The 21,547-nt window shown below is 52.8% G+C and carries 21 protein-coding genes and 1 tRNA gene; 7 read left to right on the top strand and 15 right to left on the bottom strand.

Annotated elements, in window-relative coordinates; all coding sequences use genetic code 11:
* Position 1 precedes the first annotated feature (1 nt).
* The 8 genes from hemA to KDM89_RS17235 form a co-directional block, all read right to left on the bottom strand.
* Positions 2 to 1,285, bottom strand: coding sequence for a glutamyl-tRNA reductase (gene hemA, locus KDM89_RS17270; protein ID WP_212689176.1), 1,284 nt, complete (start codon positions 1,283 to 1,285; stop codon positions 2 to 4).
* Positions 1,286 to 1,364: 79 nt separating this feature from the next.
* Positions 1,365 to 3,776 carry a CHASE2 domain-containing protein gene (locus KDM89_RS17265; protein ID WP_212689175.1) on the bottom strand — a complete coding sequence of 804 codons (2,412 nt, stop codon included), beginning with the start codon at positions 3,774 to 3,776 and terminating at the stop codon, positions 1,365 to 1,367.
* Position 3,777: 1 nt separating this feature from the next.
* Positions 3,778 to 5,457 carry a FecR domain-containing protein gene (locus KDM89_RS17260; RefSeq protein WP_212689173.1) on the bottom strand — a complete coding sequence of 560 codons (1,680 nt, stop codon included), beginning with the start codon at positions 5,455 to 5,457 and terminating at the stop codon, positions 3,778 to 3,780.
* 54 nt (positions 5,458 to 5,511) lie between these two features.
* Positions 5,512 to 6,204, bottom strand: a complete 693-nt coding sequence (locus KDM89_RS17255; protein ID WP_212689172.1) for a response regulator transcription factor — start codon at positions 6,202 to 6,204, stop codon at positions 5,512 to 5,514.
* A gap of 242 nt (positions 6,205 to 6,446) precedes the next feature.
* A complete protein-coding gene (minE, locus tag KDM89_RS17250) occupies positions 6,447 to 6,710 on the bottom strand; it encodes a cell division topological specificity factor MinE (protein ID WP_212689171.1) in 264 nt (87 codons plus the stop codon).
* 1 nt (position 6,711) lies between these two features.
* Entirely contained in the window at positions 6,712 to 7,527 is an 816-nt protein-coding gene (gene minD / locus KDM89_RS17245; protein ID WP_212689170.1) for a septum site-determining protein MinD, read from the bottom strand.
* A 47-nt stretch (positions 7,528 to 7,574) separates the two neighbouring features.
* The gene (gene minC, locus KDM89_RS17240; RefSeq protein ID WP_212689168.1) at positions 7,575 to 8,330 is read right to left on the bottom strand and encodes a septum site-determining protein MinC; all 756 of its coding nucleotides are present in this window, start codon (positions 8,328 to 8,330) and stop codon (positions 7,575 to 7,577) included.
* Between the two features lie 218 nt (positions 8,331 to 8,548).
* Positions 8,549 to 8,624, bottom strand: a tRNA-Phe gene (locus tag KDM89_RS17235).
* A gap of 155 nt (positions 8,625 to 8,779) precedes the next feature.
* Between KDM89_RS17235 and KDM89_RS17230 the strand changes: the two genes are divergently transcribed.
* The 5 genes from KDM89_RS17230 to KDM89_RS17210 all read left to right on the top strand — a co-directional run bounded on the left by KDM89_RS17230 (position 8,780) and on the right by KDM89_RS17210 (position 13,927).
* Complete coding sequence (locus tag KDM89_RS17230) at positions 8,780 to 9,976, top strand: UbiH/UbiF family hydroxylase (protein WP_212689167.1); 1,197 nt, start codon at positions 8,780 to 8,782, stop codon at positions 9,974 to 9,976.
* A 33-nt stretch (positions 9,977 to 10,009) separates the two neighbouring features.
* The gene (locus KDM89_RS17225; protein WP_230427943.1) at positions 10,010 to 10,741 is read left to right on the top strand and encodes a DsbC family protein; all 732 of its coding nucleotides are present in this window, start codon (positions 10,010 to 10,012) and stop codon (positions 10,739 to 10,741) included.
* Positions 10,742 to 10,744: 3 nt separating this feature from the next.
* Entirely contained in the window at positions 10,745 to 11,368 is a 624-nt protein-coding gene (locus tag KDM89_RS17220) for a nucleotidyltransferase family protein (protein ID WP_212689166.1), read from the top strand.
* A gap of 178 nt (positions 11,369 to 11,546) precedes the next feature.
* Positions 11,547 to 12,023 carry a DUF3429 domain-containing protein gene (locus KDM89_RS17215; RefSeq protein WP_230427942.1) on the top strand — a complete coding sequence of 159 codons (477 nt, stop codon included), beginning with the start codon at positions 11,547 to 11,549 and terminating at the stop codon, positions 12,021 to 12,023.
* Positions 12,024 to 12,073: 50 nt separating this feature from the next.
* Entirely contained in the window at positions 12,074 to 13,927 is a 1,854-nt protein-coding gene (locus tag KDM89_RS17210; protein ID WP_212689165.1) for a M61 family metallopeptidase, read from the top strand.
* Between the two features lie 315 nt (positions 13,928 to 14,242).
* Here the strand turns inward: KDM89_RS17210 and trpC are convergent, their stop codons facing one another.
* The 6 genes from trpC to rpe form a co-directional block, all read right to left on the bottom strand.
* Complete coding sequence (gene trpC / locus KDM89_RS17205; RefSeq protein WP_212689164.1) at positions 14,243 to 15,043, bottom strand: indole-3-glycerol phosphate synthase TrpC; 801 nt, start codon at positions 15,041 to 15,043, stop codon at positions 14,243 to 14,245.
* A gap of 15 nt (positions 15,044 to 15,058) precedes the next feature.
* Complete coding sequence (gene trpD, locus KDM89_RS17200; RefSeq protein WP_212689163.1) at positions 15,059 to 16,090, bottom strand: anthranilate phosphoribosyltransferase; 1,032 nt, start codon at positions 16,088 to 16,090, stop codon at positions 15,059 to 15,061.
* Positions 16,090 to 16,659, bottom strand: a complete 570-nt coding sequence (locus tag KDM89_RS17195; RefSeq protein WP_212689162.1) for an anthranilate synthase component II — start codon at positions 16,657 to 16,659, stop codon at positions 16,090 to 16,092. The genes trpD and KDM89_RS17195 overlap by 1 nt, the downstream gene beginning before the upstream one ends.
* The gene (gene trpE, locus KDM89_RS17190; protein ID WP_212689161.1) at positions 16,660 to 18,156 is read right to left on the bottom strand and encodes an anthranilate synthase component I; all 1,497 of its coding nucleotides are present in this window, start codon (positions 18,154 to 18,156) and stop codon (positions 16,660 to 16,662) included.
* A 241-nt stretch (positions 18,157 to 18,397) separates the two neighbouring features.
* Positions 18,398 to 19,087, bottom strand: coding sequence for a phosphoglycolate phosphatase (locus KDM89_RS17185; protein ID WP_212689160.1), 690 nt, complete (start codon positions 19,085 to 19,087; stop codon positions 18,398 to 18,400).
* 101 nt (positions 19,088 to 19,188) lie between these two features.
* On the bottom strand, positions 19,189 to 19,854 hold the full coding sequence (rpe, locus tag KDM89_RS17180) for a ribulose-phosphate 3-epimerase (protein ID WP_212689159.1): 666 nt from the start codon (positions 19,852 to 19,854) through the stop codon (positions 19,189 to 19,191).
* A gap of 128 nt (positions 19,855 to 19,982) precedes the next feature.
* Here rpe and apaG point away from each other — a divergent pair, with 128 nt between their 5' ends.
* Complete coding sequence (gene apaG / locus KDM89_RS17175) at positions 19,983 to 20,357, top strand: Co2+/Mg2+ efflux protein ApaG (RefSeq protein WP_212689158.1); 375 nt, start codon at positions 19,983 to 19,985, stop codon at positions 20,355 to 20,357.
* 2 nt (positions 20,358 to 20,359) lie between these two features.
* Here the strand turns inward: apaG and KDM89_RS22755 are convergent, their stop codons facing one another.
* A complete protein-coding gene (locus KDM89_RS22755; protein ID WP_268977887.1) occupies positions 20,360 to 20,485 on the bottom strand; it encodes a hypothetical protein in 126 nt (41 codons plus the stop codon).
* 93 nt (positions 20,486 to 20,578) lie between these two features.
* Here KDM89_RS22755 and KDM89_RS17170 point away from each other — a divergent pair, with 93 nt between their 5' ends.
* Complete coding sequence (locus KDM89_RS17170) at positions 20,579 to 21,355, top strand: enoyl-CoA hydratase (protein ID WP_212689157.1); 777 nt, start codon at positions 20,579 to 20,581, stop codon at positions 21,353 to 21,355.
* Positions 21,356 to 21,547 lie beyond the last annotated feature (192 nt).

Here is a 21,547-nt window from a genome sequence, read left to right as displayed (position 1 = left end):
TCTAACGCTTAGTGCGGAATAATTGCGGCAGCAGGCTGGCCAGACGCGCACGGTCATCACCGCTGGCCTGATGTAAGGCTTGCTGCGGGCCATGCAGGAATTTGGCTGTCAGACCCCGCGAAAGAGCTTCCAGCACTTGCTCAACATCGTCACCGCGCGCCAGCATACGGCGCGCACGATCCAGTTCAGCCAGACGTAACTGCTCGGAGCTTTCATGCAAATCCTGAATGACTGGCACAATTGCACGTCCATCCATCCAGTGCATGAAAGAGCGGACTCTGTTTTCGATGATAGCCTCAGCTTGTGCAACTGCTGCCTGGCGGTTCTCGATGCCAGTCTGAACAACGGAGCCCAGATCATCGACGGTGTACAGAAACACATCGTCCAGTTTGCCGACTTCCGGCTCAATATCGCGCGGAACAGCCAGATCGACCATAAATACAGGGCGGTGGCGACGTGCGCGTACTACGCGCTCCATCAGGCCGAGCCCGATAATCGGTAATGAAGATGCTGTGCAGGAAACGATAATATCGAACTGAGATAATTGTTCCGGCAGGTCTGCAAGACGGATTGCTTTACCGTTGAAGCGATGTGCAAGCGATTCACCGCGTTCCATTGTACGGTTTGCAATCGTCAGCGATTTCGGGTTCTGCGCAGCAAAGTGTGTCGCACAGAGTTCGATCATTTCACCGGCGCCAATGAACAGAACATTCTGACCGGCAATATCATCAAAGATACGTTGTGATAACCGTACTGCTGCAGCGGCCATAGAAACGCTGTGCGCGCCGATTTCTGTCGTACTGCGCACTTCTTTTGCAACAGCAAACGTGCGCTGGAACATCTGATGCAGATAAGTGCCAAGCCCGCCTGCTTCATCAGCCTGGCGCACTGCATTTTTCATCTGACCGAGAATCTGTGCTTCACCCAGCACCATGGAGTCCAGACCGGAAGCAACACGGAAAGCATGGCGTACCGCGTTATCCTGTGGCAGGGTGTACAGATGCGGACGAAGATCACCGTAAGACAACTGATGGAAATCCGCAAGGAAGTGGGCTGCTGCATCAACCGGATTATCGGCGCTGCATGCGGCATACAACTCTGTGCGGTTACAGGTGGACAGAATGGCGGCTTCGTTATTGCCGGATGCAGATCCCGATGCGCGCTGACCGAACCAGCTGCGGGCGGCTGCCACTGCCTGACCAATTTGCTCAGGCGCAAAAGCGACCTTCTCCCGCAATGCCAGCGGGGCAGTCGTATGGTTCAGGCCTACAGCGGTCAGTATCATGCTCGTCAGGATTCAAAGTTCAGCCTGCATTATAGCGCGGTATCCCCGAGTCTGACCGACAGGGGGACTTTGATATGCCTCAAAACTGGCTCGACGGTATCTGGATTGTGAAGGTCGTTCCCTCGTTCGGTGCGCTTTGAAAGCTGATATTTGCCATATGCCGGTCAATAACCGCTTTCACGAATACCATGCCGAGCCCAACACCGTCATTTTTGGGTTGCTCTGCAGTTTTAAAGCGCTGAAAACGCTGGAACAGTTTGCTTTGCTCTGCCCTCGGTATGCCGTATCCCTGATCAGCAATGTGGCAAAGGATGAGTGAGCCGTTCATGTCCTGACGTAATTCCAGTGAGCAGGTAATGGTTGTTTCGCGCGGACTGTATTTGACCGCATTCGAGATCAGATTGGTCAGAACACGTGTCATCAGTGCACGGTCCGCACGAACCGGAAATTCTTTTTCCGGAATTTCTGTCCGGATGCGGATTTTTTTGCTGCGCGCCAGCGACCACATTTCTTCGGTGGCATCAATCAGCATGTCCTGAAAATCCACTTCTTCAAACCGGTAATCCTGCGACTCCGCGCGTGCTAATTGTACGAAGTTATCTGCCAGTCCCAAAGTGATCCGCGAGGCACGTTCAATCCGGCTCATGAATTCTTCATTGCTCAGCGCAGTTTCCGGATCTTTTTGCATTTCCAGTAAAGCCAGTATTGATGCCTGTGGGCCGCGCATATCATGAGAAATAAAGTGCAGAGTTTCATCGCGGCTGCGTTCGGCAGCACGAATGGCTGTGATGTTGACCATGCTGACAATCCAGCCGGTCAGATGTTTATCTGCATCGTAGCAAGGGGCGCTTTTAATCAGCAGATCTTTGCCTGCAGGGTCGCGGACTTCGATACCCTGCGCCATCAGTCTGGTCTGTTTCAGATCCAGTAAATCCCACCAGCTGAAACTTTGCGAATGTACAGGGTCTGTGTTGACCGGCTGCGACATTTTTGCAAACAGATACGGCACCAGTGCATCATTGACCTGTGGGATGCCAATACCAGCAAAATAAGCGCGTGCAGGCTGATTGGATAAGACGACATTTCCGTCGGTGGTGGTAACCAGTGTCGCATCCGGCAGGCTGGCCAGACTGTCTGTCACAAACTGGCGCAAATTGCGGACGCGGCTTGCCGCGTCATGCACCGCCTGAATATTCTTTTCCAGTTTATCTGTCAGCACAGTCTGTAATTCAGTTTGTGCATCGTCATCCTGAAATTCCGGCAGTAAATCCGGTTCCTGTTCAAGCAAATGCAGTTCTGCACCGAGGTAGCGAATAGCTGCTTCCAGCCGTCTCCAGCTCCACAAAGGATAGGCGATAATCAGGCTGAGTAAGGCTGGAACGGGATTCAGCCAGTGACCTGTATGTAGCAGCAGGCCACAACTCAGCAAAGTCATCATAAAAATGATGCCGGTACAGATCAGTGCCTTCCTTGGTGTCATCCACAACAAGCAACACATGGTCAGCAGGACCGGCAGCAGATTTGCAATTGCAGCCAGCCAGACCGATGCAGATTCTATGGCACGGTGTTCCAGCAGACCGGCCAGAATATTTGCATTGATTTCGATACCGGAGACCACACCTTCATTTCCAGTTACCGGTGTAGGGAAGGAATCTGCCATGCCGGTCGCTGTCGGACCTACCAGAATATACTTACCCTGAATGAAGCTTGCCGGAACCTCTCCGCGTAACACAGCAACATACGGCACCGAAGTAAAGTGGCCTGAACTGCCGGAGTACGGTATTTGCATATGGTAGTCACGCAGCCAGCTGCCTTCTCCGGAGGATGTTTTACGTTCTGCCAGTGGCAAACGTGTGCCGGGAATCCAGGTTTCGGTACCTGCAGCGGTATTCTGCCCCACATTTTTCAGTGCAAGCGAGAAATGCGGCCACCATTCTGAGCCATTCCCTTCGCGCAGGAACACGCTGCGTGCGACGCCATCCTCGTCAAGTTCGATGTGAATATGGCCAGTCTGGCGTGCAGCTGCCGCAATTTGCGGAGCTGGTTTTGCTGCGCTTAACCCGCGGCCTGCACTTTGTGAGGTCAGTGGAACGACGACGTTGCCGGCTTCTTTCATTGCAGTCGCAAGCGCCTGATCTGCCGGTATGCCGCCATCGGCAGTCAATGTATTGTCTGCTTCTGAGAACAACACATCCATCCCAATCGCCAGCGGCTTTGCTGCGCTGAGCTGACGTATCAGTGCAGCGTGATGCTGTCGCGGCCATGGCCATTTTCCCAGTTCGCTGAGGCTGTAGTCATCAATCGCAACGATCAGGATATCTTCTCTTGCAGGACGCGAGTCCAGTTGCATGAACCTGTCATACAGTCCGAGGCCTGAGCGTTGCATGATGCCGGAAATACTGACAGTTGCTGTAACAAGCAACAGCAGTAAACTAAGAATCAGCCATTCGCGGAACGCGATATGCCGGACTTCTGAACGGTGCTGACTCATCTCAGAATCCGGTACGGATTACCCCGTCGCTGCTGCGGATCGCTTCACCACTGCTGTCGGCCCAGCGCGCTTCGATCCGGATTTTCTGCGCGGCAGAGAACGCTCCGACGTAGCCGTCTGCATCGGTTGCTCTTACGCGAATGAAATAGTCACCCGAAGGCGGGCGTGGTAATTTCAACTCTGCCTCAGATAATTCTCTGGTCAGGTAGAGGCTGGAAAAATCCGGTGTCGTTGCAATCTGAATCAGGAAGCGCTGCCCCGGTTCGGACTGCCAGTTAATCGTGATGTCTTTACCTTCGGAATCTCGGAAACTAGCGCCTGACTGTACAGGCATTTTGACGAACGCCTGTGCATCACTGAACGGCCCCTGGTCGGCTGTGCCGTTTTTTTGCGCGATACTGGCAACCCGCCAGTAATAGCGCTGGTCTCCGAGCTGGTCTGTGCTGAATTGCGTATCCCGCAGGTCTGACTGATCAATCAGAGGCTGACGGAAATCCGGGTCTGTTGCAACCTGGATGCGATAGGCGCTGGCTTGAGTCGCTTCTGTCCATACGAATTTCACCTGCGCTGCCCGGACCTTGTTTTTCGGTTCCGACGTGAATGGCGGTTCTGGTCTGGCTTTCAGTGTAAAGGCTGTGACAGAAGGTTTTCCTTCCAGTCCCTGAGCGTCGATTGCGGTCGTCCTCAGGAAATAGCGCCCGTCATCCAGACTGTCGAATTTGAAACGTGCTTGTGTAAACTGCGCTTCCTGCAAAATATCCAGTGCTTCTGCATCCCGGGCAATCTGCGCACGGTAGGCGACAGCTCCCTTGACGGGTTGCACATTAAATACCATGGTCGGACGAATTTGCAGTTGACTCGCTGCATCTGCCAATGGTGGTGGCAGCAGATCAACGGGTGAGCCCACCCCTTTTCCTGTTGTCAGATTACCTTTGCCAGCGCTGACCAGCGTTTGCGGCGATTTTTTCGTCGCAGCCATACCGACCGCAACGCCTCCCTCCAATACTTCGCTGGCGGTTCCGCCATCCGTAACACCGACGCGGAAGAAAGTGCCTCGTACACCGGCGACCGCCAGAGGGGAGCGTACTTCAAAGCGCCCCTTATTACTGACCAGCGATGTCACTCTTGACTCCACTTTGCCTTCCAGTACGGATACTTCCGTACGCGGGCTGGCGGTGAATCTGGTCTTACGTAGTTTGCTCAGTGCAACAGCACTGTTAGACGGAATGGAAATGCGCGATTCGTCGGGCAATGCCAGCGTCATGAATCCGCTTTTTCCGGTTCGGATTTCTGTTCCTTCCTTGAGTATCGCACCTATGCTTGCAGCAGCATCATTACCTTTGGGGGGGCGTATCAACGGAGAACCTGCCATCGCAACAATTTTTGCTTCGCTTTCCTCATCCGGCAGCAATGTCAGCGGGATACGAATCAGCGTGCCGATCGGTATGGTGCGATCATTGCTGATTTTATTGCGCTCACCAATAGCCGACCAGTTACGGGTAGTGCCAGTGAACTGCTGAGAAATATCCATCAGGGTATCGCCCTGACGTGTTGTATAAATCAGATCGCTTGCGGTAGTTTGCAGTTCAGCCGGATTGACGGGCGCAATCGCTGCCAGCGCCGGGTGATTCATTGCAGTGATCAGTACCGCGAGAGAAAAGGAAGGAAGAGCTGAACGCATAAGAAAACCCGATGGTAAAAACGAAGCGGGTCAGACTAGCTGACCCGGTAATGCTTATTCTGCAGTGACTTGTTCCAGTCGGTAGCCGTAGCTGTAGACCGGCGCGAGGCGGTAGCCATTCTCTGGTCGCAATTCCAGCTTACTGCGGACACGGGAAATGTGCGTATCCATCGTGCGCGACGGAATGTCGACGTCACGTGACCATACTGCTTCCAGAATGTATGCGCGTGACAGAGGGCGTCCCAGATTCCGGAACAGCAACAGCGCGAGGTCAAACTCTTTTTGTGTCATTTCGACCGGTTCGTCGCTCATCGTGACGCGTCCGGCGCGAGTTTCGAATTTGTAATTGCCGAATTGCAGTGTTTCCGATGCAGTTTGTGTCGGATATGCACGGCGCAATAATGCCTGCACCCGGGCCACGAGCTCACTGCGACGTATCGGTTTGATCATATAGTCGTCTGCGCCGGCAGCCAGCCCTTGGACGATATCTTCTTCACCCGAACGGCTGGTCATGAACAGCACAGGCAGGGTTGGTGATAACTTCTCACGTACCCAGTGCAGGATTTCTGTTCCGCTCAGGTCGGGAACCTGCCAGTCCAGAATCAGCATATCGTAGCTTTCACGCCTTAACTGGTGCAGCATTTCTTTGCCGCTCAGGAAAGGGTGACAGGTGTGGCCTGCCGCATTCAGAATGGTGCAAACCAGTTCCAGCAGGTTGTTATCGTCGTCGAGTACAGCGATTCTCATAATTATTACCGTCAGTGACAGGCGGAGATTGTGATTCTTACCATTATAACGAATGCATGGTCAAAACCCGAAACATCAACAGTCGCTTACTGTGACTGCCTTACCGGCGGTACAGATTCAGTGTTAACTGTTGCATTTCTTGCCTGCATTATTCGCAAAGCATATCTGAGCATAAGGAATTTGCAAGCATTAAACGCAACGTCAGACTTCTCTTCAGCCTTTACTGTTGTTGCGTTGTTTTCTCAGCTGCTTTTATCCATTTCCGGCAGAATGACATTGACGTCCAGAACTTCCAGATTTCCCTGGCGATCCAGTGACACTTTAATGTCGTCAGGATTGACCTTGGTATATTTGGAAATCACGGCAATCAGCTCTTCGCGCAGAGCTGGCAGAAAGTCGTAGCCGTCACGACCAATGCGTTCGCGGGCAATGATAATTTGCAGGCGTTCTTTGGCAGTGTTAGCTGTTTTCGGTTTGCTGTTAAATAAGAACGAAAGCAGAGCCATATTATTTACCTCCGAAAATGCGCTGCAGTAAGCCAGGCTTTTCGTAGTTGATAAAGCGCAGCGGCATCTCCTGACCGAGGTAGCGGGCAACGATGTCCTGATACGCTTCAGACACATCAGAGCCTTTCATATGAATTGCCGGAGTACCCTGATTCGATGCATGCAGCACTGCCTCAGATTCCGGTACAACACCGATCAGTGGAATACGAAGGATTTCCTGTACATCAGTGTGTGACAGCATTTCGCCGGCTTCAACGCGTTTCGGTGAGTAGCGGGTAATCAGCAAATGTTCTTTGACAGGCTCACCACCATTCTGGGCGCGGCGCGATTTGGCCTGAATAATGCCGAGAATGCGGTCGGAATCACGCACGGACGATACTTCCGGATTAGTGACAACGATTGCTTCGTCGGCAAAGGTCAGCGCCATGACTGCACCTTTTTCGATACCTGCCGGTGAGTCGCAAACGATATATTCAAATTCCATCGCTGCCAGATCATTGAGCACTTTTTCTACGCCTTCTTCCGTCAGCGCATCTTTATCGCGGGTTTGCGAAGCAGGTAATACAAACAGATTGTCGCAATGTTTATCTTTGATCAGCGCCTGATTCAGGGTCGCTTCGCCACTGATGACATTGATCAGATCGTACACAACGCGACGTTCGCAGCCCATGATCAGGTCCAGATTACGCAGACCGACGTCGAAATCAATCACAGCGGTTTTATGGCCGCGCAACGCGAGACCGGATGCAAAGCTGGCGCTGGAGGTGGTTTTGCCCACTCCGCCTTTACCGGATGTCACAACAATGATTCTTGCCACAAATCGCTCCTTTAATGAATCTGAAATGATGGGTTTATGCCGGTGATTCAGCTTGCTGAACTCACAGCGGACAATTCAATACTGTCGCCGTTGAGCCTTACCTGCACGGGCGTATTGCCGGGCAGATCGGGAAAGCCGTTTTCAAACGTACGGTAAATGCCCGCAATAGAAACCAGTTCCGGCTCCATGGTGCGGGCGAAAATTCGGGCTTGCGTATCGCCGGTTGCGCCGGCAAGTGCGCGTCCGCGTAAAGGTGCGTAAATATGGATGCTGCCATCGGCGATGACTTCTGCCCCATTATTCACTGCGGCCATAATGATTAAATCGCCGCCGCGTGCATATATGCGCTGACCTGCGCGCACAGGCTGATCAATAACCATTGCCGGCTGATTGCGGTAGATTACTTGTGGCTCTGGTACCGGTGCAGGCTCGACCGGAGCAGGAGCAGGTTCAGTGGTAGCCTCTGCGACAGGCTCTGTGCGTGATTTACTGACTACATCAATGCTGAGTCCCAGTTCGCGCAAAACAGTTTCTTCATCATCGCTGGCATTTCTGACTGCAACGACATGCAAGCCGTAGCGGCGGAACAGTGCAAGCATCGCGTTCCAGTCCGGCTGCTGACCGCTGACTGCGGCGACATCAATTACAGCGAGCTCGTCGTCAAAATAGTCCGGGGAACCGGCAGTCATTTTGCGCAGTGCCTCTTCCATTTTGACGGGGTCAGCATCGCTGATTGAAATGACAACAGCCACTACCGTGGATATTTTGACCTCTATCGGCTTGCTGCTTGAATTGGTTTGCATAAGTCAGATAAGTAAATACGCGCAGACAGGTTGATCATACACGTGCGCTGCAGATCACCTGCTAAAAGACTAATGCTACCAACTGCTGAACAGGATTGCAAAAAACTCAGTGCTGGATGTGGTGGTGGCGCAAGAAAAGGGCGGGTGCTGGCTTGAGCAGATTGAATTTCAGGTTTGGAAAACAAAAAACGCCGCACAAGGCGACGTTTTGTATATTTTGGTGGCCCGGGGCGGAATCGAACCACCGACACAAGGATTTTCAATCCTCTGCTCTACCGACTGAGCTACCAGGCCAACGAGGACGCATTATAGGGAAGTGGGAGGGTTTTTGCAAGAGCTGGCGGTAAAAAAGGAAATCTCTGCGCTGTATGCTCTTGCGCTAGCGCATTTTTGAGCAGCAGATGGCTGCCGTATAATGGCGCATCTTTAATCTCCGCCAGGATGAAATCATGTCTGCTCAGGTGTATGAAAGCGATATTTGCGTAGTCGGTAACGGTGCAGTCGGAAGGGCTGCAGCACTGGCGCTGGCGCAGTCGGGCTGGAAGGTCACGGTGTTAAGTCCGTCGCTGGCGCCGGTGCAGCCTTCTGAGGAATGGGATGTGCGTGTGTTTGCACTGAACCATACAGCGCATACTTTGCTGAAGCAGATCAGGGTCTGGGATGCGATGAATGCTGCCCGTATTGAGCCTGTAACTGCGATGCATGTCAAAGGCGGTGAAAACATGCAGGATGGTCGCCTTGGTTTCGACGCCTACGGCGCGCGCAGCAATGAGCTGGCGTGGATACTGGAAAACCGCAATCTGATGCTGGCGCTGGACGCTGCAATGCGCTTTGCGCCGGGTGTGCAGGCTGTCGGCGGCATGGCAACCGGATTGCAGCAGCATCCGGATCATGCCTGCATTACTTTGCAGGATGGTACGCAGATTCGCAGCAAGCTGGTGATTGGTGCCGATGGCGCGCAATCCTGGGTGCGCGGTCAGTGCGATATCGGGATGAGTTACCGTTCGTACGGACAAAAAGGCGTAGTCGCTAATTTTGAAGCCAGTCTGCCGCATCATGGTGTGGCGCATCAGTGGTTTGTTGAAGATCTGGGCATCATTGCATTGCTGCCTTTACCGGGACAGCGGGTGTCGCTGGTCTGGTCTGCACCGGATTTGCTGGCGGACGAGCTGGTACGCGGTGGCATGGAAAATCTGATCAGCCGCCTTGAACACTACTGTTATGCCACTCATGGTAAGCTCTCGCCGGTGTTGCCGGAAAATGTACAGGCATTTCCATTACGACTGATCCGCACCCATAGCCTGATTGCACCGCGTGTTGCGCTGGTGGGTGATGCTGCGCACGTCGTGCATCCGCTGGCCGGACACGGTATGAACCTCGGCTTTGGTGATGTGGCGGATCTGGTCAGTGTGCTCGGTAAACCTGGCGATACAGAAGATTGCGGCGATAGTCGCTTGCTGGAGCGTTACCGCCGTGCGCGCAAAGAAGATGTATTGCTGATGCAGCTGACGACAGACGGGCTGGCCCGCCTGTTCGGTTCGGATCTGGCACCGGTACGTCTGGCAAGAAAAGCCGGCATGAATTTGCTGGATCGTTTGCCGTTGATTAAAAACCGGCTGATTTCCCATGCCATGGGACGCGGATAACTGACCGCGGCAGCTGAATAATAAGGATATGAAATGCTGAAAAAAGTTGTGATCGCCGGGCTGATGTTGCTGGCTGGCAGCGCGATGGCGGAGACAGCGCAGGAACAAGCTGTTAAAAAACTGGTGGAGCCGCGTCTCGGTGATGGTGTCAAAGTCGACAGCGTTGTGAAGACGCCTTACAGCGGTTTATTTGAAGTCCGTGTCGGCGGCGATATTATTTATACCGATGAAAAAGCCCAGTTTCTGTTTGTCGGTAATGTCGTGGATGCCAAATCCGGTACTAACTATACCCGTAACCGTGTTGAAGAACTGAATAAGATCAAGTTCTCCGATCTGCCGCTGGATTCCGCACTGAAAATGGTAAAAGGCGACGGTAAACGCGTCATCGCTGTATTTGAAGATCCTAACTGCGGCTACTGCAAACGCTTCCGTAAAACGCTGGCCAGCTTGGACAACGTCACTGTGTACACCTTCATGTACAACATTCTGTCGGAAGACTCGGTCGCGAAATCGAAAAACATCTGGTGTTCTTCGGACCGCAATAAAGCATGGGATGAATGGATGCTGAACGGAAAAATGCCGACGGCTGCTGCGCCGGCAAATTGCGTGACACCGCACGACAAAGTCTATGCACTGGGCCGTAAACTGAATGTTAACGGCACACCGGCAGTTTTCTTCACAGACGGTACCCGTATTCCGGGGGCAGTGGATGCTAAAGCGCTGGAAGAAAAATTCGCCAGCATCGGACAGGCGGCAAAGCGCTGAACGATGAGCCGGATTGCTCCCGTCGCTTGTACGGCAGTCATACTGGCGGCAGGCAAGGGAACACGGTTTGATGCAGAAGGCCGGCAGCAAAAGCTGCTGGCCTTTTTGCCATCCGGTAACCGTGTTGCCGCACAGACTGCGGCTTTATACAACAGCGTATTTGCCCGTGTCATTGCCGTTGTGCGACCTGAACAGCAGGAGCTGATTGCGTTGTTCGCGGAAGCTGGCTGTGAGATTGTGGATTGTGCCAGCGCAGAAAAGGGCATGGGGCACAGTCTGGCTGCCGGTGTTGCTGCTGCTGAGCACAGTGCATCGGTGATGATTGCGCTGGCGGATATGCCATTCATCCAGACAAACACTCTGCAGATGCTGGCGCAGCTCAGCACAGATGAACCCCGCATTGTGCAGCCACAGTTTCAGGCGCAGCCCGGTCATCCGGTACGGTTTCCGGCGGCACTGTATCCGCACCTGAAGGCGCTGGAAGGTGATCAGGGGGCAAGGGCTTTGCTACGCAGCTTCCCTGTGTTGCAGGTGCCGGTTACGGACGCCGGTGTGGTGCAGGATATTGATTTTCCTGCAGATTTGCAGATGGCATGCGGCAAGAATAGCAACAGTAAGTTTCCCTGAAATACACAGAGTGTGGCGGAACACGGAAATGCAGTGCAGCATTTTTGCATAACAGTATTCCGCATTGCTTTTTGCCCCTAAAATAGCGTTTTCCTTTTTTTGATAAAAAATTTTCAGAATTAACGTATTTGCGGTGAAAACTCTGTCAGATTTTGGCCGCAGATGTGAAGAAACTGAAATGAAAGTGACGTGTGCTGACATGATGCATGTACAAAATCAGAAGTTGCTGACCCGTCTGGGTCTGGTTGGACTGATCCCGTTTTTCCTGATGACACTGGGTTGCTGGGTCGTGCATCCGGACTGGCTTGGCTATTTCATTAAAGCGCAGCTGGTGTACGGCATTGTGATTTTGTCTTTCCTGGGTGGTTTGCACTGGGGTGTAACCATCATGGCGCGTGATGATAACGATGAGCAAACCCGCAAGGCGCTGATCTGGGGTGTGATCCCGATTCTGATCGGCTGGTTTTCCATCGGCAATATGCTGATTGGTTTCATTGTGCAGGTAGCCGGATTTATCGCTTCTTACAAAATCGATAAAAAACTGTACGAGGCATATCACATGCCGGACTGGTTTATCCGTTTGCGTCTGCAACTGACTCGCGTTGTGGTCACGACCCAGATCCTGACCTTTATCGCAGCAAACGTGCGTAACTGAGCGCAGCACACGGTTGTACATAACACAGAAATACAGAAAGATTGTCGAAAATGGCAACATTAAAAAGAAACCAAACCGGGGATAAGCAGTTTGCAGTGGCATATACGATCGTGCCGAAAGATCTGGCCGGTCATCTGTTTGAAGTCAGCCTGACGGTACAACATCCTGATCCTGCCGGTCAGGTGCTGAGTCTGCCGGTCTGGATTCCGGGCAGCTACATGGTGCGCGAATTTGCGCGCAACATTATTCGTATTGAAGCACGCAGCGGCGGTAAAAAAATCGCGCTGAAAAAACTCAGCAAAACCAGCTGGAAAGCCGCAGCCTGCAAAGAAGCGCTGGAAGTTCGCTACGAAGTGTATGCATGGGATTTGTCAGTGCGCGCTGCGCATCTGGATCAGAGCCATGCTTTCTTTAACGGCACCAGTGTGTTCCTGTGCGCAGAAGGTAAAGAGCGCGAAGCGCATGTGGTGGATATCCAGCGTGCGCCGGATGCAGCATGCAAAACCTGGCGCGTGGCAACTTCGCTGCCGGAACTGAAAGCAAAACGTTACGGCTTCGGGACGTATATCGCAGCGGATTACGATGAGCTGGTCGATCATCCGGTGGAAATGGGTGATTTTGCGATCGCTTCGTTTGACGCCTGCGGTATTCCGCATGACTTTGTAATCACCGGTCGTGTACCGAATATGGACATGGACCGCATGGTGGCCGATGTGAAGAAAATCTGCGAAACGCAGATTGCCTTCTTCGAACCGAAAACCCGCAAAGCACCGATGGACCGCTATGTGTTCATGACCATGGTGGTGGGCGAGGGCTACGGCGGTCTGGAGCACCGCGCATCAACCGCGCTGATCTGTAACCGCAACGATATTCCGGTGAAACACAATCCGGAGATGAGCGAAGGCTACAAAGCTTTCCTCGGTCTGTGTAGTCACGAATATTTCCACACATGGAATGTGAAGCGTATCAAACCGGCGGTGTTTGCTGACTACGATCTGCGTCAGGAAAGCTATACCAGCCTGTTGTGGCTGTTTGAAGGTTTCACCAGTTATTACGATGATCTGATGCTGGTGCGTTCCGGCCTGATCGATGAAGCGGCGTATCTGAAACTGGTCAGCAAAACGATTAACGGCGTGCTGCGCGGCAGCGGTCGTCTGAAACAAAGCGTGGCGGATTCCAGCTTTGATGCATGGACCAAATACTACCGTCAGGATGAAAATTCCCCGAACGCGATTGTCAGCTATTACACCAAAGGTTCGCTGGTCGCGCTGGGTCTGGATCTGACCATCCGTGCTGAAACTGCCGGTAAAAAATCGCTGGATGATGTGATGCGCGCGCTGTGGCAGCGTTATGGCCGTGACTTCTACACGCTGACTGCCGAAGGCAAACAGCAAGGCTTGCCGGAACAGGCATTTGCGGAGATTGCTGAAGAAGTGACCGGTGTCGATCTGCGTAAATTCCTGAGCAAGCATGTGTACGGTACGGAAGATGTGCCGCTGGCAAAACTGTATGCACCGTTCGGCGTCACGCTGGATGTGCCGGTACCAGTCAAAGCCGGTCTCGGTGTGCGCGTGGTGAAAGACGGCAACGATTGCAAAATCGCCAGTGCCTTCGAAGGCCGCACCGCGCATCTGGCCGGATTGTCGGCGCTGGATATTCTGGTAGCGATCAATGGTTTGCGCGTGACCGCAGCCGATGCTGCGGATGGCTTAAACAGTCAGCTGGCACGTTACCGTGTTGGTGAAACAGTCGAGATTCATGCATTCCGTCGCGATGAGCTGATCGTCGTCAAAGCTACCCTGCAGGCGGATGATGTTCCGGCGCAGCAATTGCGTTTGCTGGATGGCGGCAAAGCCGCGCTGCAAACGCATCGCCCGACTTTCCGTAAAGCAGGCAAACGCTGATTTTCCGGCTGGCTTACAAACCGGCCTGACAGCAAAAAACAAAACGGCGCACCAATCAGTGCGCCGTTTTGTTTTGCAGGAGAGCTGCTGCAGAAAATACCATCTGCGCGTGGATCCGGCGCTTGCTGAGGCTGAATCTGAGTCTGAGCGGAGGACGACCTGTCAGCATCTTCGCTTGCCCTGTTATTGCCCGCCGCAGCCCGAAAATGCCTCAAATGCGGACTTCAGCATAGCGATCCGGCGGTCGTCGGCAGAAAGTCCGGGCCTCCGCAAACATCAAATGACGATATTTGCACAGACCCGTACCGAATTTACTCAGTAAAACAGTTGCTGCAGGCAGGCGCCGGGATTGTCTGCCCGCATGAATGCTTCGCCGACCAGGAAACTGTGGACGTTCGCATTGCGCATGATTTCCACATCTGCGCGCTGCAGAATGCCCGATTCCGTGACCACCAGTTTGTCAGCCGGTAACTGATCCAGCAGTTGCAGCGTGTTATCCAGACTGACTTCAAACGTGCGCAGATTGCGGTTGTTGATGCCTAACAGCGGCGTTTTCAGTTGCAGTGCCGCGTCCAGTTCATCCTGACCGTGAATTTCGACCAGCACATCCATTCCGAGTGCATGGGCGCAGGCTTCCAGCTCCTGCATTTGCGCCAGTTCCAGCGCCGCCACAATCAGCAAAATACAATCCGCACCCCAGCTTCTGGCCTGATACACCTGATAGGTGTCGATCATGAAATCCTTGCGCAGCACCGGCAAATCACAGGCGGCACGCGCTGCCTGCAAATACGCCGGACTGCCCTGAAAGAATTGCTCATCGGTCAGCACGGACAAACAAGCTGCGCCATGTGCGGCATAGCTTCTGGCAATGTCCGCCGGATGAAAATCCGCCCGCAGTACGCCTTTGGATGGCGAGGCCTTTTTGATTTCAGCGATGACAGCCGGATCACCGGCGGCAATCCGCTTGCGCATTGCTTGTTCAAAGCCACGCAGATTGCTGCGCAGCGCCTGATCCTGTTCTACCTGTGCCTGCAGGCTGGCGGCGGATAACCGGGCTTTGGCAGCCACGATTTCTTCCGCTTTCACCGCAAGGATTTTATTTAGAATATCTGACATACCGACTCCGTTGACTTATTTGCCCAGCTGGCGGGTAACCTGAATGAACTGTTCCAGCTTGGTCATTGCCGCACCGGAAGCCAGCGCTTCCTGCGCTTTTTTGACGCCGTCTGCAATCGATGCTGCCACGCCGGCACCGTACAAAGCCGCACCGGCATTCAGCGCAACGATATCGCGTGCCGGACCATCGGTATTGCGCAACACTTCCAGCACTTTTTCGCGCGATTCACTGGCACCTTCCACACGCAGCTGACGGTTCGATACCATTTGCAGGCCGAAGTCTTCCGGATGAATGTCATATTCGCGGATCTCACCATTCACCAGTTCGCCCACCATGGTCGGCGCGCCCAGCGATACCTCATCCATATTGTCACGACCCCAGACCACCAGCGCGTGCTGCGCGCCGAGGCGCTGCAATACACGTACCTGAATACCGACCAGATCCGGATGGAAGACGCCCATCAGAATATTCGGTGCGCCAGCCGGATTGGTCAGCGGGCCCAGAATATTGAAAATCGTCCGAACGCCCAGTTCTTTACGTACCGGTGCTGCATGCTTCATCGCGCCGTGGTGATTCGGTGCAAACATAAAGCCGATGCCTGTTTGTGCTATCGACTGTGCGATCTGTTCCGGCGTCAGATTGATATTCGCGCCCAGCGCTTCCAGCACATCCGCACTGCCGGATGAAGAAGACACACTGCGGCCACCGTGCTTGGCAACACGACCACCGGCAGCAGCCACTACAAACATCGATGCGGTCGAGATATTGAAAGTATGCGCGCCGTCGCCGCCGGTACCGACGATATCAATCAGATGCTTATTATTTGCCAGTGGAACTTTGGTCGAGAATTCACGCATGACCTGCGCCGCAGCCGTGATTTCACCGATGCTTTCCTTTTTCACGCGCAAGCCCATGGTAATCGCCGCAACCATGACCGGTGATAACTCGCCACTCATCAACTGGCGGAACAGGTACAGCATTTCATCGTGAAACACTTCACGGTGTTCGATTAAGCGGGTTAATGCTTCTTGCTGAGAAATCACCATCACTGCTCTCCTTTCAGGAAATTGCGCAGTAAGGCATGACCATGCTCGGACAAAATCGATTCCGGATGGAATTGCACGCCTTGTAAATTAAATTCTTTATGTCGTACTCCCATGATTTCGCCGTCATCTGTCCAGGCCGTGACTTCGAGGCAGTCCGGCAAGGTGGCGCGTTCAATCGCCAGCGAGTGATAACGGATAATGGTGTAAGGGCTGGGAATATCTTTGAAAATGCCGACGCCGGTATGCGCAATCGCGGAAGTTTTGCCATGCATAACTTCTTTGGCACGAATGATATTGCCACCGTAGGCAGCACCTATGCTCTGATGGCCGAGGCAGACACCCAGAATCGGAATTTTGCCGGCGAAGTGATGAATCACGGCAATCGACACACCGGCTTCTTTCGGTGTGCACGGGCCGGGCGAAATGCAGATGTGATCCGGTTTCAGCGCTTCGATCTGTTCTATCGTGATTTCATCATTCCGGTAAGTACGGACATCTTCACCGAGCTCCGCAAAATACTGCACGAGGTTGTAGGTGAATGAATCATAGTTATCGATCATCAGTAACATTTAAATTTCTCCATCCAGTCCGTCTTGCACTTGTTCCGCAGCGCGCAATACGGCGCGTGCTTTGTTTTCTGTTTCCAGCCATTCCATTTCCGGTACCGAATCGGCCACGACACCTGCTGCAGCCTGTACATGCAGCATGCCGTCTTTCAGTACGCCGGTACGGATCGCAATCGCCAGATCCATTTCTCCGCCAAACGACAGATAACCGCAGGCACCGCCGTAAACACCGCGTTTCACCAGTTCCAGCTCATCAATTAATTCCATCGCACGAACCTTCGGTGCGCCGGATAAGGTACCGGCAGGGAAGGTGGCTTTCAGAATGTCGAGATTGCTGAGTTCCGGACGCAGCAAGCCTTCGACGTTAGAAACGATATGCTGCACGTGGGAATATTTTTCGATGACCATTTGTTCGGTGACGCGCACGCTGCCGGTCTGGGCAATACGGCCGATATCGTTGCGCGCCAGATCAATCAGCATCACGTGTTCTGCGATTTCTTTCGGATCGGCCAGCAATTCTTTTGCCAGTTGTTCATCCAGTTCTGCAGTCGCGCCGCGCGGACGGGTGCCTGCCAGCGGGCGTATCGTGACTTTGCGGTTGCCGTCGCTGAGCGCCTCATTGCGCACCAGAATTTCCGGTGATGCACCGATGATCTGGCAATCACCGAAGTTATAGAAATACATGTAAGGCGAAGGATTGATCGAGCGCAGCGAGCGGTACAGGGACAGTGGCGAATCCACATACGGCTTTTTAATCCGCTGACCGACCTGTACCTGCATCAGATCGCCGGCCATGATGTATTCCTTGGCTTTGAGCACAGCTTGCAGGAAATCTTCTTTTTTGAAGTCGCGGATACTTTCTGTGCGCACGGAAGCAGATGTCACCGGAACATCCACCGGACGGCGCAGCATCGCGCGCAATTCGCGCAGGCGTTGTTTTGCCAGAGAAAAGGCTTCCGGTTTGGATGGATCAGCGTAGACGATCAGATACAGTTTGCCAGAGACATTGTCGATGACGGCGATTTCTTCGGTCAGCATCAGCTGAATGTCCGGCATACCGAGTTCATCTTTCGGCGCTTTGCCTGCCAGACGTTTTTCGACGTAACGGACGGCGTCATAACCGAAGTAACCGGCCAGACCGCCACAGAAACGCGGCAAGCCAGGACGTGTCGCGACGCGGAAACGCTGTTGATACTCAGCGATGAAATCCAGCGGGTTCATGTCGTGCTGTTCAGTCACCTGATCATCACGCACCACTTCAACCTGATTGCCGGTGGCACGGATCAGTGTGGTAGCGGTCAGACCGATAAAGGAGTAGCGGCCAAAGCGTTCGCCACCTTTGACGGATTCCAGCAAAAAGGTATTTTTGCCGTAATTTTTACTCTGAGCGAGTTTCAGATACAGCGTCAGCGGTGTTTCCAGATCCGCAAACGCCTCCGCAATCATAGGAATGCGGTTATAGCCCTGCGCGGCCAGCGATTTGAATTCGAGTTCTGTCATGGATTTTCCTCAGCCGCCCGGATACGACTGTGCCAAAGCAGGCAGCAGCGCGACCGGGTGTTGAAAAAATAAAACGAGGGAAGAGTTAACAAACGGGTGGTTGTACGAAGGATGTGCACAACCACTCGCGGCATTCAGTGGTTCAGAATTGCCAGCGTCGCCATAGCCAGGCCTCATAGGTACCTGGTATTACTGTCAGACGTTTGTTATCGAGAAACATTCGTGATGTTGAATGAGAAATTCATTGGGTATTTACTGATGCCAGCAGCTCAGCTACTACCATCAGGGAATCGACTATACCATCACTTTCAATTGTTTGTATAGGTTCGCCGTGGTTATATCCATATGGCAAAATCAGCACAGGACAACCTGCTGCACGGGCTGCGCGTGCATCGTTTTCTGAGTCGCCGATCGCCAGAACCTGCTCCGGTGTCAGTGCCAGTGCGCGACAGGTTTCCAGCATCGGTGTCGGGTCGGGTTTTTTACGGGCAAAGCTGTCGCCGCCGAACACGAATTCAAAATGGTGGCGGATATCGGTCAACTGTAATAAGTCTTCTGCAAACTGTAATGACTTATTGGTGACACAAGTCAGACGAAATCCCTGTTGCTGCAGCGCCTGCAAGCCTTCTGTGACGCCCGGAAATAATTGCGCATATTTGCCGTTCACTAACTGATAGTGATGAAAGTATCTTTCCAGCACGGCGGCATGTTTACTGTTAGCCTGATCTTCCGGATATTCCAGCTTCAGCATCGATAAAATCAGGTGCTCGGCACCTTTCCCGACCATACGCATGACCGCGTCGCTGTGCATAGGTGCCAGATCAAGTTCAGCGCGGACCTGATTTATCGCAACGACGAAATCGGGAGCGGTGTCGGCCAGTGTGCCGTCGAGATCGATAATCAGTGCTTTGACAGGCTGAAGTTTTTGCATGGTGAGAAGTTCAGATAGGTAAAACGCGGGACAACGAAAGATAAAAAAACAAAAAACAAAACCCCGGCGCTGGCTGCGACGGGGTGGTGGTATCTGCGAAATCAGACTTTGGCGAGTTCGGCGCGCATTGCGCTGATCACCGCCGTGTAATCCGGCTTACCGAAAATCGCTGAACCGGCAACAAAGGTGTCGGCCCCGGCAGCCGCAATTTCTGCAATATTGTCGACTTTCACGCCGCCATCGACTTGCAGCAGAATGTCGCGACCGGATTCGTCAATCAGTTTTCTGACTGCGGCCAGTTTTTTCAGTGTGTGCTGAATAAACGATTGTCCGCCGAAGCCCGGATTCACCGACATCAGCAAAATCAGATCCAGTTTGTCCATTACATGTTCCAGCACATGCAGCGGTGTTGCCGGATTCAGTACCAGACCGGCTTTGCAGCCATGATCGCGTATCAGTTGCAGGCTGCGGTCGATGTGTTCGGAGCCTTCAGGATGAAAGCTGATGTAATTGGCGCCCGCTTTGGCGAAGTCCGGAATAATACGGTCAACCGGTTTGACCATCAGATGCACATCAATCGGCACCTGTACATGCGGGCGTATCGCCTCACACACCAGCGGGCCGACAGTCAGATTCGGAACGTAATGGTTATCCATCACGTCAAAGTGGATCATATCTGCACCTGCAGCAACGACATTCCGGACTTCTTCACCAAGGCGGGCGAAATCGGCGGATAAGATGCTTGGGGCAATGCGATAGGTAGTCATGTTTGCTTCCTGCTGAAAAAGATACGCTATTTTACCGCGCCTGTTTATGCCGGATAGCTGAAGCTCTGGCAAAATGCGATGATGTTATTGTGCAATTTTCTGCACACAAATTATCCGGGAAGCTATTCATGGCCAATTATCAGATGAAAGTCGCGGTTGTTACGCAATATCTGGCGGAGCAATCCGATCCTGATCAGGGAAATTTCACGTTTGCCTATACGATCACAATCACCAACAGCGGTGATGTGCTTGCGCAGCTGATTGCGCGTCACTGGATTATTACTGACGCTGCAAATCATCGCGAAGAAGTCAAAGGTCTCGGTGTCGTCGGGCATCAGCCATTTCTGCGCCCTGGTCAGAGTTTTGAATACACCAGTGGCTGTGTGCTGAAAACACCGCAGGGAACAATGCGCGGCCACTACTTTTGTGTGGCAGAAGATGCGCACCGGTTTGAAGTAGAAATTCCGGAATTTACGCTGTCACTGCCGCGTACGCTGCACTGACTTTATTTTTGCTGCTGATCTCTCGTTTGTCCGGTCTGTTGATCCGGTTTTTTGCTGAACATCGTCCACCAGACAATCATGATCAGGATCAGCATTGCAACGCCGGCTTCCAGTAATAGTATCCACATCGTTGTGCCTTTCTTATTGATTGACCGGGTGACTCTGCAGAATAAATTTGTCCGCAGATGATTGCCACTATCTTATAACTGACAGGAGTTCCTATGAATTTCGAATGTATCATCGTAGAGACCAAAGAAAAAGTGGGTGTAATTACCCTGAATCGTCCGAAAGCGCTGAACGCACTGAACGATCAGCTGATGTCTGAGCTCGGTCAGGCGCTGACAGCCTTTGATCATGATGATGCTATTCATTGCATTATCCTGACCGGCAGCGAAAAAGCATTTGCGGCAGGCGCGGATATTGCGTCCATGGTGGACTACACTTTCATGGATACTTATAAAGGCAATTTCATTACCCGTAACTGGGAGACCATTCGCACGATCCGTAAGCCAGTGATTGCGGCGGTCGCCGGCTATGCGTTGGGTGGTGGCTGTGAACTGACGATGATGTGCGATTTTATTATTGCTGCAGATAACGCTAAATTCGGTCAGCCTGAAATTAAACTGGCAACAATTCCCGGCGCTGGCGGTACGCAACGCCTGCCACGCGCTATCTCTAAATCCAAAGCCATGGATATGTGTCTGACAGGCCGCATGATGGATGCAGCGGAAGCAGAGCGCGCCGGTCTGGTTTCCCGCATCGTTCCTCTGGAAATGCTGATGGAAGAAGCACTCAGTGCAGCGAACACGATTGCATCGATGTCTTTGCCGGCTGTATTGATGATCAAAGAGTCCGTGAATCGTTCCTACGAAACCACGCTGGCTGAAGGTGTGCATTTCGAGCGCCGTATGTTCCAGGCAACCTTTGGCACTGAAGATCAGAAAGAGGGAATGCGCGCATTCCTCGAAAAACGTCCGGCGGAATTTAAACACCGCTGAGTTTTGCCTTGCGATACTCCCGGTATAAATGATTTTGAGCGAAGGGGCTTGCAAAACACCGGGAGGTCGGTCATAATCTCGCTTCTCTGCTGCTGACGAACACAACGCTTCGAAGCGATAGCAGAAAAGAATACAGTTCTTTAACAACCAACAGCCAATAAATGTGGGCACTTAATGAGAGCGAACCGGTTT

It is taken from the genome of Cognatundibacterium luofuense (genome assembly GCF_018139685.1).
Lineage (GTDB): Bacteria > Pseudomonadota > Gammaproteobacteria > Burkholderiales > Burkholderiaceae_D > Undibacterium > Undibacterium luofuense.
The sequence above is the reverse complement of the archived record's forward strand: the minus strand, read 5'-3'. Positions and strand labels throughout refer to the sequence as shown.